Genomic DNA, 15,617 nt, shown 5'->3' on the forward strand with positions numbered 1-15,617 from the left:
TATTATGAATAATACAATATATGAAACCAGATACGCCAACGGACCTGCATCTGTAAAGCATTATGATACCAAAGCATTACGTGATGAGTTTTTGATACATAATCTCATGCAATCAGATACTATTATTTGGGTATACACTCATTATGATCGCTATATGGTTGGTTCTGCCGTACCTATAAAGAAAAGCTTAACACTGGAAGCAATCGATCCTTTAAAAGCTAAAAATTTTCTGGATCGAAGAGAACTTGGAGCCATCAATGTAGGAGGGCCAGGATCTATAAATGTAGATGGAACTACCTATTCACTAGGGTATAAAGACGCATTATATATTGGAAAGGACAGTAAAAATGTAGTTTTTAATAGTGATGACGCTAATAATCCGGCTAGGTTTTATCTAAACTCAGCTCCTGCACATCATGCATTCCCTACCAAATCCGTAACTAAAGAACAAGCTAAAAAGTTAGAACTTGGAGCGATGGAAACTGCTAATGCAAGAACAGTATACCAAATGATCCTTAGCGGAGTGGTAGAAACTTGCCAGTTACAAATGGGAATGACAGAGCTTAAACCAGGTAGTGTATGGAATACTATGCCTGCCCATGTTCATGATCGTAGAATGGAAATCTATTTTTATTTTGAAATCCCCGAAGAACAGGCTGTTTGTCACTTTATGGGACCTGTAAATGAAACACGACACATCTGGATGCAAAATCATCAGGCTGTAATTTCTCCGCCATGGTCTATTCATTCTGGATCCGGAACAAGTAACTATACCTTTATTTGGGGAATGGCAGGTGAAAATCTGGACTATAGCGATATGGATACTGCAAAAATTACAGAGCTAAAATAATCACTCTTATCATGACAAATTCATTATTTGATGTTTCAGGAAAAATAGCATTAGTCACAGGAAGCACACACGGACTAGGAATGGCTATGGCAAAGGGATTAGGTCAAGCCGGAGCCACTATAATAGTAAACGGGAATTCATCCCAGGAAAAAATCGATAACGCCGTAACTGAGTATAAAAATGAAGGGATACATGCTATTGGATACAAATTTGATGTTTCTAATGAACAAGAAGTTATCTCTACCATTAAAAAAATTGAAACCGAAATAGGCTACATTGATATTTTAATTAATAATGCCGGAATTATAAAACGAACTCCATTAATTGACATGGAAGTAGATGACTTTAAACAAGTCATTAATATTGATCTTGTTAGCCCTTTTATTGTTTCTAAACATGTAGTTAGAGGAATGATAGAAAGAAAACAAGGAAAAATTATCAATATCTGTTCTATGATGACAGAATTAGGCCGAAATACAGTTGGCGCATATGCTGCAGCAAAAGGTGGATTAAAAATGTTAACCAAAAATATGGCTACAGAATGGGCCAAATACAATATCCAGGTTAATGGTATTGGTCCTGGATATTTTGCTACCTCTCAAACTGCTCCTATACGAGTAGATGGTCATCCTTTCAATGATTTCATAGTAGGTAGAACTCCGGCAGCAAAATGGGGTGATCCAAGTGACCTTGCAGGAGCAGCTATTTTCCTATCCTCAAAAGCAAGCGACTTTGTAAATGGCCATATTTTATATGTTGATGGTGGGATCTTAGCAACCATAGGTAAACCTTCTAATGAAGATTAATTTACAATCACGATCAAATAAATTTTGTAGATGAAACTATATATTCTTATTTCTTTGACCACCTTATTCACCATATCTGGATGCAGCCCTTCTTCAAAAAATGTGATCACTATTGAGAACACATTAAACATAGAACGTATAGATGAATTAGTGCGTATTCCGATAGCGAAGTTTGACACTCATATTCTAGACATCAAAGATGAATCTATACTTGCTATTTATAACCAAAATAAGGAATTTATTCCATTTCAATTAGAAGATATTGATAATGATAAGAAATGGGATCAATTAATTTTTGTTACTGATTTTAAGCCAAAAGAGATAAAAAAAATATACTTTGATGTTATAGAAAGAGAAAAGACTCCCATAGTATCTAAAGCTACAGACATACATTTTGGAGTTGGCTCAAACTCAAGAGACGTTACAGAAGTAAAAAATTATAAACGTAATGGAGATCCCAGAAATGCAGCAGACAAAAAATTCTTTCAAATGGAAGGGCCAGCCTGGGAAAATGATAAAGTTGGGTTTCGTATGTATTTTGACCCAAGAAATGGGATTGATATTTTTGGTAAAACAACAGAGGATTTAGTTTTATCCCAAGTTGGAATTAATGGAGACTATCATACTAAAGAAACTTGGGGAATGGATATCCTTAAAGTTGGTAATTCTCTAGGGGCAGGATCTATTGCCATACAATTAAATGATTCATTGTATAGAATAACAGGTAAAAATGGTGCTAGGTATAAAGTTATAGAAGAAGGTCCTATTAAAGCTTCTTTTGAAATGAATTATATCAATGATACTATTCATGGAATTCCTATACAGGTACACCATAAGATTTCGATTTATAAGGGACAATGGTATTATAAAAGTGAAGTTTCTTTATCAGGAATAACTCAAGAAATGAAACTGGTTGCAGGGATCGTAAATTTAAAACCAAATCAACTATATATCAAAGAACGTAATAGCCTGTTCAGTCTATATTCTCATGGTAAGCAATCTGAAAACGGAGATCATCTTGGCATGGCGTTACTATTAAACAAAGATCTTTACCATACTCATAAGACTATTACTAAAAAAGAAAATGGAATTACAAATACTCATTATGTAGTTTTTAATACTGAAAACAATACTACTATCCCTTTCTATTTCTTATCAGGTTGGGAAGCCTCAAGTCAAGAATTCGCAAAACCAGAAGGTTTTACACAAAAGATAGCAGAGACCTTAGACCAACTTTCTCATCCCATAATCATAAAATAAGATGAGTTTATATCAATATAGAATACAGAAGCTCTTTTTTATTATACTCTCAGTAGTACTAATCTCCTGCAGTGGCTCAAAAAAGGTAAAAGTACTGCGATTAGCTCATATTTTGGACACCCAACACCCTGTGCATAAATCCATGGAAATTTTGGGAGAACGCCTGGCAAAAAAATCTAACGGAAAACTAATATTAAAAATATATCCAAGTAGTCAATTAGGAGGCGAACGTGAATGTTTAGAGCTGCTACAAATAGGAAGCTTAGATATCACCAAAGTCTCAGCTGCAGTGTTAGAAAATTTCATTCCGGAATATCGTGTTTTTGGAATACCATATTTATTTAGAGATAGGTCACATGCATTTTCTGTATTAGATGGTAAGCTAGGAGAAGAAATGTTAACTCAGGGAGAAAAATTCAGATTAAGAGGACTCACTTTTTATGATGCTGGTAGTAGAAGTTTTTACACCAAAAAAAAACCAATTACTACACCCCAAGATTTAGAGAGTAAAAAAATACGTGTAATGAAAAGTAATATGGCCATAGATATGGTTAATCAATTGGGAGGAGCTCCTACTCTTGTTTCTTGGGGAGAGTTATATACTGCTTTGCAACAAGGCGTAGTTGATGGCGCAGAAAACAACCCTCCTAGTTTCTACACTTCAAAACATTACGAAATTTGTAAATATTATAGTTTAGATGAACATACCACTATTCCGGATGTGTTATTAATTGGTCTTGATACCTGGGAACGATTAAGCGACGAAGAAAAAAAATGGGTACAAGAAGCCAGTACCGAATCTAAAATAGAACAACGTAAACTTTGGGCCGCATCAGAAAAAAAATCATTAGATGCAGTGATTGAAGCCGGAGTGCAAATTACACGTCCCGATAAATCTCTTTTTGAACAAAAAACCCAAGAAGTCATTACAACTTTTAAAGATCAATCAGAGGTTTTAAAGCTCGTCAAAATTATAAAATCAGCGTATTAAATGAAAAATCGTATAGATATTATTTTAGAAAAAACAGTAATTTTTTTACTGTTTGTTATGCTAGTTAGTGTAGTATGGCAAGTTTTTTCCAGATACATTTTAAAATCACCAAGTACGATTACTGATGAACTTTCTAGTTTTTCCTTAATCTGGCTCGGCTTGCTTGGAGCGGCATATACTACCGGTCAAAAATTACATCTAGCTATTGATTTAATTCCGACTGCAATTGTACAACAAAAAAGGTCTCTTTATGATGGTATTGTTTATGGCGCTATCTGTCTATTTGCTTTTGCGATAATGATTATAGGAGGAATTCGTTTATGTATACTTTCGTTTCAATTCGAGCAAAACTCAGCTGCACTAAGTATCCCACTAGGGATTATTTATCTCGTAATTCCGATTTCTGGAATTTTAATCTGCTATTACTGCATTTACATTTACTTTCAAAAAGACAATACTAACACTACATCATTATGAATTATACCGAGGTATTGATATTAGTAATTAGTTTCCTGGTGTTCTTATCATTAAGAGTTCCTATTGCATACTCTATTGGTTTAGCAGCTTTTTTCACATTAATTACTACAATGCCTTTTTTACCTTCGGTAACTACTTTGGCACAACGTATGACAACTTCTTTGGATAGCTTCACTCTTTCTGCAATTCCCTTCTTTATATTAGCTGGTCAAATTATGAATCGAGGTGGTATTGCAGTGCGGCTCATCAATTTTGCTAAAGCTATAGTAGGACCACTACCAGGAGGTCTTGCTTTTGTAAATATTATTTCATGTATGCTTTTTGGAGCTATTTCTGGATCTGCTGTTGCAGCTGCTTCTGCTATTGGAGGTTTTATGCATCCTATGATGAAAAAAGATGGATATGATCCGGCGTATAGTGCTGCCATAAATATCACTAGTGCCACAACAGGATTAATGATTCCTCCTAGTAATGTCCTTATTGTTTACTCTCTGGCTAGTGGTGGAGTTTCTATTGCTGCATTATTTATAGCAGGCTATCTTCCCGGGATTTTAATTGGAGTAACACTTATGATTGTCGCAACAATTTATGCAATCATTAAAAAATATCCTACCGAAAAGTTAGTAGGATTTACAGAGTTCTTAAAACGTTTTATAGCTGCTTTTCCTAGTTTACTTCTTCTTGTGGTGGTTATCGGTGGAATTGTTATTGGTATTTTTACCGCTACAGAAGCTTCAGCAATTGCTGTACTATATACACTAATTTTGGCAGCCCTTTATAAAGAAATTACATGGAAGGACTTCTCTCCTATTTTCCTGGAAACTGTAAAAACTTCGTCAATAGTACTTTTACTTATCGCTACGTCTATTGCCATGTCATGGGTAATGTCATATGAAAACATTCCGCAGGAAATCAGCAATACCTTATTAGGGATAAGCGATAATCCCATTGTTATTTTGATTATTATAAATTTGATTTTATTATTCGTTGGTATATTCATGGATATGACTCCGGCAATCTTAATTTTTACACCTATTTTCTTACCTATAGCAACTAAGATTGGTTTAGATCCTATACATTTTGGGATTATTATGATTTTGAATCTTTGTATCGGATTATGTACTCCTCCTGTAGGTTCTGTACTCTTTGTAGGATGTAGTGTTGCCGAACTTTCAATTCAGAAAGTTTTAAAACCATTGTTACCTCTATTCCTGGTTATGATTTTGGTGTTATTGCTTATCATTTATATTCCTGAATTGAGTTTATGGTTGCCCAGACAGTTTGGATTATAAAAACTATCTTAAAACTATGAAAACTGTTTAACCAGGGAATCTCAATCTATTATTAGAACTATTTTAGTATAGAAATCTATATATTTAGACTTAAAATTTTAATTTACAAATTAGATGAATGAAACAAAAACTCCATGGTACTTTCTTTTACTTGTTATTTTGGCTGGGGAATCTGTTTTTATTCTTCCATTTGTTCTTGCAAGAGTTTTTAGACCAACGGTACTCGAAGTTTTTAATTTAGACAATATACAGTTAGGAATATGTTTCTCTATATATGGCTTTGTAGCATTGATATCTTACCTTTTTGGAGGAGCATTAGCAGATAAGTTTCCTCCAAGAAAATTGATTGCAGTTGCCCTTTGGATGACTGCTTTGGGGGGATTGGTATATGCTACTTTTCCTGATTATTTGACACTAAAAACATTGTATGGATATTGGGGCTTTACTACTATATTTTTATTTTGGGCTCCCATGATAAAAGCTACTCGTGTCTGGGGAGGTAGTACTTCTCAAGGTAAAGCATTTGGTTTTTTAGATGGTGGACGTGGATTAGTAGGGGCTCTCTTTGGGGCTTTAGGAGTACTTATATTTTCACTATTTATTACTGCAGAAATTTCTGAAGCAACCGCCTCCGAAAGCAGAGCTGCTTTTAGATATGTAATTTTAGTATCCTCTGGTATTGTAAGTTTTGTAGGAATATTGGTTTGGTTCTTTATGAAAATGGATCATAAATTAGAAAAAGAAATTATAGTAGAAAAAATCACAATATCCCAGGTAAAAGAGGTCCTGCACTTACCATCTGTATGGTTACTTATGATCATTATTCTATGCGCCTATGTAGGTTACAAAATTACAGATGTATTTTCATTATATGCTCAAGATGTAATGTTATATGACCAAGTAAAGTCTGCACAAGTAGGTACATTTTTATTATTTATCCGACCTGTTATTGGTGTTTTAATAGGAATATTGGCCGATCGTTCACAAACTACTTTCTGGTTATTGATTAGTTTTATAGTTTCATTCTTTGGAGCGTTATTGTTTGCTACAGGAGTAATCTCGGATTCTTCTACAGCTTTATTTTTTATATCAATTTTGGTAGTTGCTACTGGAGTATATGCCACCCGTTCTTTATACTTTGCTGTAATGCAGCGAGGGAAAATTCCATTGATCCTAACAGGAACTGCGGTGGGTATTATTTCTCTTATAGGGTATACTCCAGATATATTTGCAGGACCTGCTATAGGATATCTCCTAGAAAATTCACCCGGTCCAAAAGGACATCAACATGTGTTTTGGATGTTAGCCTTGTTTTCTTTTATTGGTGGTTTGGCTGCCTGGTATTATTATAAACTGTATAGGAAATAGAACGAATAGTTTAAAATATTCTCAATTATTTCATTGCGTATTGACATTTCTATAGTGATACAATTACTAAATTTTGATTCTAATATTAATTTGATCCTACTTTTTGTTATAATCTAATAATACTGATTTTTAAACCTGTCTTTGTTCATAATGCAAATAAAACTGGTTTAGACTCTACGCTATTGGGTTATTATGGTTCATGATTTTCAAAATCACTCACTCACTAATATGCTAAATTCACGCAATATTTTGTTCCATCTACTCATCTTCTTTTTATTCTCCTTTTAGAATTCTCTTCTTTGAACTATTAAATCAATAATGGGGCCTATAAAATTGAATAAAAACTTATAACGAATAAAACTCAGAAATCATGAATACATCGATAGACTACAAATTAAAAAAAGGGTTTAGAAATTTGTTTCCAGAATATGCGAAACAATTAGACACAGCTAAAACCCAACAGGATATAGATAAATTACAAGAACAATTTATTCTGGACGCAAAGCAAAATTTGGCAAAGGTACTAGGTAAAGACGTTTCAAAATTAACAGCTACAGACCAAACGGCTAGTATGCCTCTAGGCGCTGATCAATATGAAATACTTAAGAACGCTACAGGAGATTCAATAAAGACTCAATTGATGGTTTTGATTGATGGTTTAAACCGTTTAAAAGGAATGGATGATGATGGTGATCCTGGATTAGTTACGGCACAAATCTTATTATCAGGAGCATTAGGGATAGGTGGGATATCTACAACTTCTGTAATTGGGTCTTTAGCTTCAGGAGCAACTGCATCTATAGCAGCGTTAACAGGAGTAACAGTCGCTACTGTGGCTGTAGTTGTGGCAATTATTGGGTTGGTCATTGTAAGTATAATCATACCTATTATTTATTTCATTCTAAAACCTGCGAGTTGTATTATTTTACTTATTAATGAATTAGATAAGCCATTAACGTTCAAAAATGATTACAATGTCCATGGTAAACCACGCTTAATGACAACTCCTATCAAAAATGGTATTATACTTCCAGAATATGGAACCTATCCTGTATCAGGTTTCTTCGTGACCGAAAAGAGTCAAAATGCATTAGTAGGTACTCAGTACGGTTTTGTTATGAATTATGACGATATGGATCTTGCTTTTGGCGTTCAAAATCCATTATCCAGTATCTATGAAGATAATAATTGTTATTGTGCTATTGGAGAAACGGCTAAGAATGTAGCGATAGAAACACAAAAAAGTAATAAACAAGAATATACTACAACTAAAAATGGAATAGGTCTAAGTATTCGTGTTAACTCAGGATCAGGATCTATCGCCTATTATGTAGCAAGAGCATTTAAATTATAAAATGATAAAAAAATTGGTTCAATAAGACTGTTCGTTAAGAACAGTCTTATTTCGTTCTATGAAAATACTTTAGATAGTTTTACTTTTTTGGCGCTTCTCTTCAATATTATCAATCAATTAATACAGTAAAAATTTGCTTGAATTGGGATTATATAAATACATATAGATTGATTAGTGAACATTTACTATTTTCTCTCTTTCAATAAATAAAAAATGTATTTACTTCTATTTCGTAAAACTTTAAAGCTATAAAATTATTCAATTCATAAGCGTGTAATAGCATTGCTATTTCATTACACACTGTCAAATAACTGACATCTTTTATCGAAAAACTGCCAATGTCATTATCTCACTATGTTTTCTATTTCAATCATCATAACTTGTCATGAAAATAACTAGCGGTAATAGGAACATTCCTTTTAATATATATGTTCCTAGTAAGCTTATTAACATTAAAAAACAAAGCGTATCACAATTATACACAAGGAATTAAGAAAATTTTATAATACAACATCCATAAATATTAAACCTTTTCACTAATTTATAGGCTATTAAAACAGAAAAAGAACTTCCTAATTATCACTTTTAATTATCAGGGCTTAAATCAATTTAAACTTCATCCATATGGAAACCTCCACAGAAAACCTAACAGATACTATCATTACATTCAATGTACATTATGAGACCTTAGAAGAAGTAATTACAAACCTTGAACTTGGTATGGGGACAATGTATAAACCCATTCCTATAGATGGTTTAGTGCTGAAAAGCTTTTTAGGTATACCCAATATTGAACCCAATACGGATATCAAAATATATTTGCAAACTAATACTGAGTCTAATACTGAGTCTAAAGCCACGATTACGTATTGTAAAATACAGAATGTCGGCAAAGTCTTTACTATTGAAACACAAAAAAGTCAGACTAAATCTCTCAACCCCTGGAATATCATATTTTCATTTACTACTGAAGATGAAGAGGCAGGAAAGTTTAGAACAACTCCTGATGGCTCTTTATATGTAAGTCCTAATCCTCGCATGAGTGACCTGGTTGAAATCACAACTCAATCTGAAGACGTTCTTCCTGAAGGATTAACTTATATTTCGTACAGTATTATATTTTCTTTGTTTATAGAGTCTAAAGGGCAATCTTATTATTTTAGAATTGATCCTTTAGCAAAAGTTAGTTCAAACCGTCCACAAAAATAAAGTAATAACATACTGATTTCACCTATGCCTAAAAGGTTGTGTTTATTTCTTTTACTATCCACTACGCTATCTTTTTCACAAAACAAAAAAAAAGCAGATAGTATATTTCATATTATGGAAACTAGGCATTTGTCTAAAAAAGAGCAAGTAACCTCATTAATAAATATTGCTTTTTTTCATCCAAATCCCAACATAGCATTACTTTCTGCTAAACAATCTTTACAAATTGCCAAAGAAATAAATGAACCCTTATTACAGGCAGAAGCTTTAGAAGAAATTAGTCATATCGAACGAAGGCTTGGTAATAATAGTCGATCATTTGATGCTTCTATAAAAGCATTACAAATCTATGAATCTAAAGGATTAATAGAACGACAAGCTGCTTCTTATAACCAACTCGCTAGTAATTACATTAGTGATAAAAATTATGATTTAGCAATTGATTATTTTAAAAAAGCTATCGATATTTATATAAACTCTGATGAAAAAGGTAATCATGCACTTACAATACTTAATCTTGGAGAAGCGTATCGTTTGGCTGGATATCTGGATAGCTCAGCAACAAGTTTTCAACAGGCATTACAACTCAATGATCTTGTTAAAAACGACATCATAAAAAGTTATTCTTTAGGAAATCTAGGAATGGTGTATGCCACACAAAACAAGTTTAAATTAGCAAAAGACAATCTACATGAAGCTATTGATATTCTAAGTGAATCAGGAGATTCATATTCTACATCTATATATTTAGCCGAATTAGGGGGGATTCATCAAAAAGAAAATGAATCAAAATTTGCTGAAGAAAAATTCCTGCAAGCTTTGACTATGGCCAAACAAGCTGGACTTAAAGAACAAATTAGGGATTTTAGTATCATGCTGGTTAATTTTTATGAAACTCAACAACAATACCCTAGAGCACTGGAGTATCAAAAACTATTTCAAGTATATCAAGATAGTCTGGTCAACAAAGAGAATGTTCAAAAAATAGAACAACTTAAATCTGGATATGAGATTGATAAACGTGAGTCAGAAATAAGCCTGCTTAATACTATAAATACCAATCAAAAAAATCTGGTTTTTATATTAGCTGCTGGGGTTTTCTTACTACTTTTCTTTGCTTATCTGCTTTATCGAGGTAATACAAAAATTAAAAAAGCAAATTATATTTTATTAGATCAAAAGGAGATTATTAGTAAACGTGAGCAAGAGAAAGCATTATTATTAAAAGAACTAAACCATCGAGTAAAGAACAATTTACAAATGGTTTCTAGCTTATTAAATTTACAAGGTCATGAGCTTACAGGACACCCGGCAAAAGAGGCTATTGTATCTGGACAGTCCAGAGTAGAAGCCTTATCCCTTGTACACAGAAAATTGTATCAAGATGGCGTAGATACTCGAATCATGATAAAAGAGTATATTGAAGAGTTGGTATTAGGGCTTTTTCATGGATATAATGCCAAATTTAAACCTAATTTTGATATTGCTAACATTAGTATTCATATAGACATGGCCATCCCTTTGGCATTAATTATTAACGAACTCATTACAAATTCTCTTAAATACGCTTATGAAAATACAACGGATCCAATGCTTAAAGTAGCTCTAACTAATGACACAAAAGATCGTTTACATATCCAAGTTATAGATAATGGAGTAGGTTTTACAACTATTCAAACCAAAAAAAACAACTCTTTTGGGATTAAACTTATCAATTCTCTAATTCAACAATTAGAAGGTACTATAAAAAAAACAGGTAATGAAGGGACACATTGGGAAATAGATATAAAAATAGCTTAATTTAGTGGTTCTTATAACCTAAATACAGAATGTCTAATCAATCGTCAAAAGTAAAAATTCTTATTGTAGAAGATGAGATATTATTAGCACAGGATATCTCACAAAGATTAACTGAAATTAATTACCATGTCACCGGAATAGCACAAACAGTAAATCATGCTTTACAATTAATTACAGAAAATCAAGATATTGATATAATATTGATCGACATTATTTTAAAAGGAGATCGAGATGGAATTGAACTTGCTCGTATCATAAATGATAAGTATCATATTCCTTTTATTTTTCTAACTTCTCATGCTGATACCCACATTGTAGAACGAGCAAAGAGTGTGCATCCTTATGCCTATATCCTTAAACCATTTAATGATCGGCAAGTTAGTGTCGCTATAGAATTAGCTTTGCTAAATTTTTCTAAGAAAACACCGGGAAAAGATTTGCTTGAACCTCAAGATTTTACTGCTAATGAAAATCAAGTTTTACAAATCAAAGATTGTTTATTTTTAAAAAAAGATCACCATTTTGAACGTGTGCCTTTAGCCGAAATACTATTTTTACAGGCAGATAGTAACTACTGCACAGTATATACCAAATCAGATAGATTTGTGTATTCTACGGTGTTAAAAAACATAGAAGCACAACTCCCTATAAATCGATTTTTACGAACACACAGAAGTTATGTCGTCAATATTGATCTAGTTAGTGGATTTGAAGGCAACATGCTTTTTATCGGAGATAAAAAGGTACCTGTAAGCAAAACACATCGAGATCATGTTTTTAGATTATTTCATACCATATAATAATAATCACTCAATGCATTATTATTTGACATTAGATATTGTAATTTGTTTATAGAGTTTTTCTAAATCCAAAGGATCCTTTTTTTGCTTTTGTATTGTGATTAATGCTTTAAAAAGTTCATCTACCTTTGCTCTGTAATTAGGATTAGTTGCAAGATCTTTCATTTCTTCAGGATCTTTTTGCATATCATAGAGAAGTACCTTATCCATTTTGGGATATATAATCAATTTATAGCCATCTTTTCTAATCATACGCTGTAAATCAATATATGCTCCGTATATAGCTTCATAAGAGCTTTTTCCTTCCTTATGTATCATATCCAGGATACTATTAAACTCAACATACTCAGGTTTATCAACACCTGCCAATTCAATACTCGTTGCCATTGCATCCTGAAGATAAATATCTTCTTCTATCTTTTTTCCCTTAGGAATATCAGGTCCCATAATCATAAAAGGCGCACGTATACTATGATCAAAAAGGCTTTGCTTACCTATTAACCCATGTTTTCCCATTGCCAAACCATGATCTGCGGTAAAAATGATATATGTATTATCCATTTCACCTGTTTTTTCTAATGTATTTAGAATTTCGCCTATTTGATCATCCATATGGGTTATCAAAGCATAATATTCTTGTATATGTTTTTTGGTGGCATATTCTGTTCTTGGAAATGGTGCTAACGCTTCATCTCTAAGGTCTTCTGCATTACCCATGCCATCTTTAAAAGGATATTCTGCCAACCAACTTTTTGGTAGACTAATCGATTCTAATGGATATTTATCAATGTATTCTTGTGGGGCTTGTCGAGGATCATGTGGCGCATTAAAGGCCAAATACATAAAAAACGGATTATCCTCTTTTTTTGCTTTATCTATAAAAGTAAGAGCATCATCTTTTAACACTTCACTCCAATGCTTTCCTCCTTCCCAATATCCACCAAATTTTGGGTCTGATGGAGACCATATAGTATCATTTTCATTAGTAGGACGATTATATCCAATTGGCATAATATCTTTAGGAAGCGTATCTGTTCCTTTTATATTTTCAAATCGTTCAACCATTTTAAAATGATCCCAGGCATCTCCGGGCATTCCAGGTCTTACATGAGTTACATTTTGAAAAACACTATCTGCCTTAGCATCAACGTGCCACTTACCTGTCATATATGTTGTATATCCCTGAGATTCCATAAGTTTCCCCCAGGTTTTATCAAGCTCACGTCCATTACTCCAGTTTTGACGAAATTGATTTACATTCCAAACACTACGTCCCGAAATGATCATAGCCCTCGATGCTGCACAAACCGCTCCGTTCCATGCTCCCATATTATAAGCATGTGTAAATGTAGTCCCTCCTTCTACCAATCTATCAAGGTTTGGAGTCTGTATTTCGGTATTACCTAAAGCATGTATCGCAGAATATGTTAGATCATCTGCAAAAATAAATACGACATTAGGCTTTTTTTTAAGTGTTTTTTCAGGTTTAGAACATCCCACTAGAAAAATTAAAAAAAATAATGCAACTAACTTATTCATGTGATTTTATAATTTCTCGATTGAAGTATAATATGCTGAAAATTTCTTCCCTTCAGTATTCACAAAAGTACAACTTAGCTTGTACTCTCCTTTTTCTAAATGTCCACTAAGTATTGCAGAGGTTGCATTAATATCTACATCTGTTTTAAGGTTAAGATTACCTATATTAACTATTGCTTTAGATACCTGAAGGCCTTTACCTACTGGTTGCCCGTCCTTATAAGGTGTTGATGCAATAGACTCTATATCCTGGTCAATTGATAATCCCGACTCTTCTGGGTATCTTCTCAAGTTAAATTGATAATTACCACTTTCTTCTACTCGGATAGTATAATATCCTTCTGGATGAAACTCTCCATTTCTGATTTGTCCTTCATGCCATGGCAGATTTTCTTCGGTATGTAAATCATGTATGGTTAATCGAACTGGATCTTTATCTTCTCTTCCGACAGGAATCTGAGCATATTTAATATCTGACTGTATACTCTCCCACCAGGTATCATAAAAATTTTGCATTTTTACTACCTCATCAGGATGTTTACTCGAAAGGTCTATCTTTTGTCCTGGATCATTTACAAAATCATATAATTCATTACCATTTACCAAACGCCATCGGGTAGACATCACACAAGGGTTTCTTCCTTTTTCTGGCCATTGTTTACGTTGTGTGTCTACAATCAACATTCTATCTCCAATTGTTTTGGTTTTCCCTTCGAGTAATGAAACTACACTTATACCATCTAATGTTTTCTTAGATTGGTATTCAATTCCAACAAGCTCGGTTAGGGTAGGTAACAAATCTACATGAGCTACTAATTCATTAATTTTAGACTTCTTCAACACTTTTCCTTTTGGCCAACGAATAAAAAACGGAACACGATGACCTCCATCATAATGACTCCCTTTTGTGCCCTTTAATCCAGCATTATATCCTAAGGTTTGTTTTGTTGCTTTATTATAATTAATACCATTAGCAGTACCATTATCTGTAGTAAAAATGATTATTGTATTTTCTGAAAGTCCTGATTTTTCAAGATAAGAAGTCAGTTTTCCAAAGTTATCATCAATGTTTGTGATCATTCCGTAGAAGCGTTTTTGACTTTCATTCAACGTGTCTTTTTTATACATATCCATATATTCTTTAGGAACGTTGAAAGGACCGTGAGCTGCATTAGTTGCCAAATACATAAAAAACGGTTTTTCTTTTTGACCTTCTATATATTGGATTGCTTCATCAAACCATACATCTGTACAATATCCTTTAAATTTTTCAGGAGTTCCGTTTCTAAAGTAGGTATCATCAAAATAATCGTTCCCCCAATAATCCGGAGTTTGACCTACTCCTCCGCCTCCATTATATAGCGCTTCTTGAAAACCTCTATCCTGAGGTCGAAATGGCTTATTATCTCCCAGATGCCATTTACCAAACATTGCAGTTTGATACCCATTACGAACAAATACTTCTGCCATTGTTTCCTCATCCTCTTGTAGTATAGAACATCCTGCAATAGTGTGCCATGCATTATTTCGGTTTGCATTCCTACCAGTCATAATACCGGCTCTTGTTGGGGTACATGTTGTGCCTACATGAAAATTAGTGAGTTCTAAAGATTCTCCTGCAAATTTATCTAGATTTGGTGTTTTAATAATTGAATTACCATGAACTCCTATATCTCCATATCCTTGATCATCTGTTACGATTAGGATAACATTAGGTTTAGAAGAAGTAATATCACTATCTACAACTTTACTTTCTTTTGGTTTCTCATGACAAGAAATTAATATAATTGTTAGTACTAAAAATGACAATTTTTTAATCAAATTCATTTGTTTTAAATATTTTATTCGTTTTATCACAATAAAAAATTATG

Annotated in this window: 13 protein-coding genes; 11 read left to right on the forward strand and 2 right to left on the reverse strand. The window is 33.1% G+C overall.

Features of this window, described 5'->3' with window-relative positions; genetic code table 11:
- Positions 1 to 4 precede the first annotated feature (4 nt).
- The 11 genes from kduI to DK442_RS15590 all read left to right on the forward strand — a co-directional run bounded on the left by kduI (position 5) and on the right by DK442_RS15590 (position 12,207).
- Positions 5 to 850, forward strand: a complete 846-nt coding sequence (gene kduI / locus DK442_RS15540) for a 5-dehydro-4-deoxy-D-glucuronate isomerase (protein WP_109436814.1) — start codon at positions 5 to 7, stop codon at positions 848 to 850.
- An 11-nt stretch (positions 851 to 861) separates the two neighbouring features.
- Positions 862 to 1,656 (forward strand): gluconate 5-dehydrogenase, encoded by a 795-nt coding sequence (locus tag DK442_RS15545; protein ID WP_109436815.1) that lies wholly within the window; start codon positions 862 to 864, stop codon positions 1,654 to 1,656.
- Positions 1,657 to 1,686: 30 nt separating this feature from the next.
- Complete coding sequence (locus tag DK442_RS15550; protein WP_109436816.1) at positions 1,687 to 2,916, forward strand: DUF4861 domain-containing protein; 1,230 nt, start codon at positions 1,687 to 1,689, stop codon at positions 2,914 to 2,916.
- A 1-nt stretch (position 2,917) separates the two neighbouring features.
- Positions 2,918 to 3,907 (forward strand): TRAP transporter substrate-binding protein, encoded by a 990-nt coding sequence (locus DK442_RS15555; protein WP_109436817.1) that lies wholly within the window; start codon positions 2,918 to 2,920, stop codon positions 3,905 to 3,907.
- Positions 3,908 to 4,384 carry a TRAP transporter small permease gene (locus tag DK442_RS15560; protein WP_235010972.1) on the forward strand — a complete coding sequence of 159 codons (477 nt, stop codon included), beginning with the start codon at positions 3,908 to 3,910 and terminating at the stop codon, positions 4,382 to 4,384.
- On the forward strand, positions 4,381 to 5,676 hold the full coding sequence (locus DK442_RS15565) for a TRAP transporter large permease (protein ID WP_109436818.1): 1,296 nt from the start codon (positions 4,381 to 4,383) through the stop codon (positions 5,674 to 5,676). The genes DK442_RS15560 and DK442_RS15565 overlap by 4 nt, the downstream gene beginning before the upstream one ends.
- Before the next feature lie 114 nt (positions 5,677 to 5,790).
- A complete protein-coding gene (locus tag DK442_RS15570; RefSeq protein WP_109436819.1) occupies positions 5,791 to 7,044 on the forward strand; it encodes a nitrate/nitrite transporter in 1,254 nt (417 codons plus the stop codon).
- Positions 7,045 to 7,414: 370 nt separating this feature from the next.
- On the forward strand, positions 7,415 to 8,398 hold the full coding sequence (locus DK442_RS15575; RefSeq protein WP_109436820.1) for a hypothetical protein: 984 nt from the start codon (positions 7,415 to 7,417) through the stop codon (positions 8,396 to 8,398).
- A gap of 624 nt (positions 8,399 to 9,022) precedes the next feature.
- On the forward strand, positions 9,023 to 9,607 hold the full coding sequence (locus DK442_RS15580) for a hypothetical protein (protein WP_109436821.1): 585 nt from the start codon (positions 9,023 to 9,025) through the stop codon (positions 9,605 to 9,607).
- A gap of 114 nt (positions 9,608 to 9,721) precedes the next feature.
- Positions 9,722 to 11,407, forward strand: a complete 1,686-nt coding sequence (locus DK442_RS15585) for a histidine kinase dimerization/phosphoacceptor domain -containing protein (protein ID WP_235010973.1) — start codon at positions 9,722 to 9,724, stop codon at positions 11,405 to 11,407.
- Between the two features lie 29 nt (positions 11,408 to 11,436).
- The gene (locus tag DK442_RS15590) at positions 11,437 to 12,207 is read left to right on the forward strand and encodes a LytTR family DNA-binding domain-containing protein (protein WP_109436823.1); all 771 of its coding nucleotides are present in this window, start codon (positions 11,437 to 11,439) and stop codon (positions 12,205 to 12,207) included.
- Between the two features lie 21 nt (positions 12,208 to 12,228).
- Here DK442_RS15590 and DK442_RS15595 read toward each other — a convergent pair whose 3' ends face one another.
- Complete coding sequence (locus tag DK442_RS15595; protein WP_109436824.1) at positions 12,229 to 13,746, reverse strand: sulfatase-like hydrolase/transferase; 1,518 nt, start codon at positions 13,744 to 13,746, stop codon at positions 12,229 to 12,231.
- A 6-nt stretch (positions 13,747 to 13,752) separates the two neighbouring features.
- The gene (locus DK442_RS15600; RefSeq protein ID WP_109436825.1) at positions 13,753 to 15,573 is read right to left on the reverse strand and encodes an arylsulfatase; all 1,821 of its coding nucleotides are present in this window, start codon (positions 15,571 to 15,573) and stop codon (positions 13,753 to 13,755) included.
- Positions 15,574 to 15,617: the final 44 nt, after the last annotated feature.

It is taken from the genome of Aquimarina sp. AU119 (assembly GCF_900312735.1).
GTDB classification, from domain to species: domain Bacteria; phylum Bacteroidota; class Bacteroidia; order Flavobacteriales; family Flavobacteriaceae; genus Aquimarina; species Aquimarina algiphila.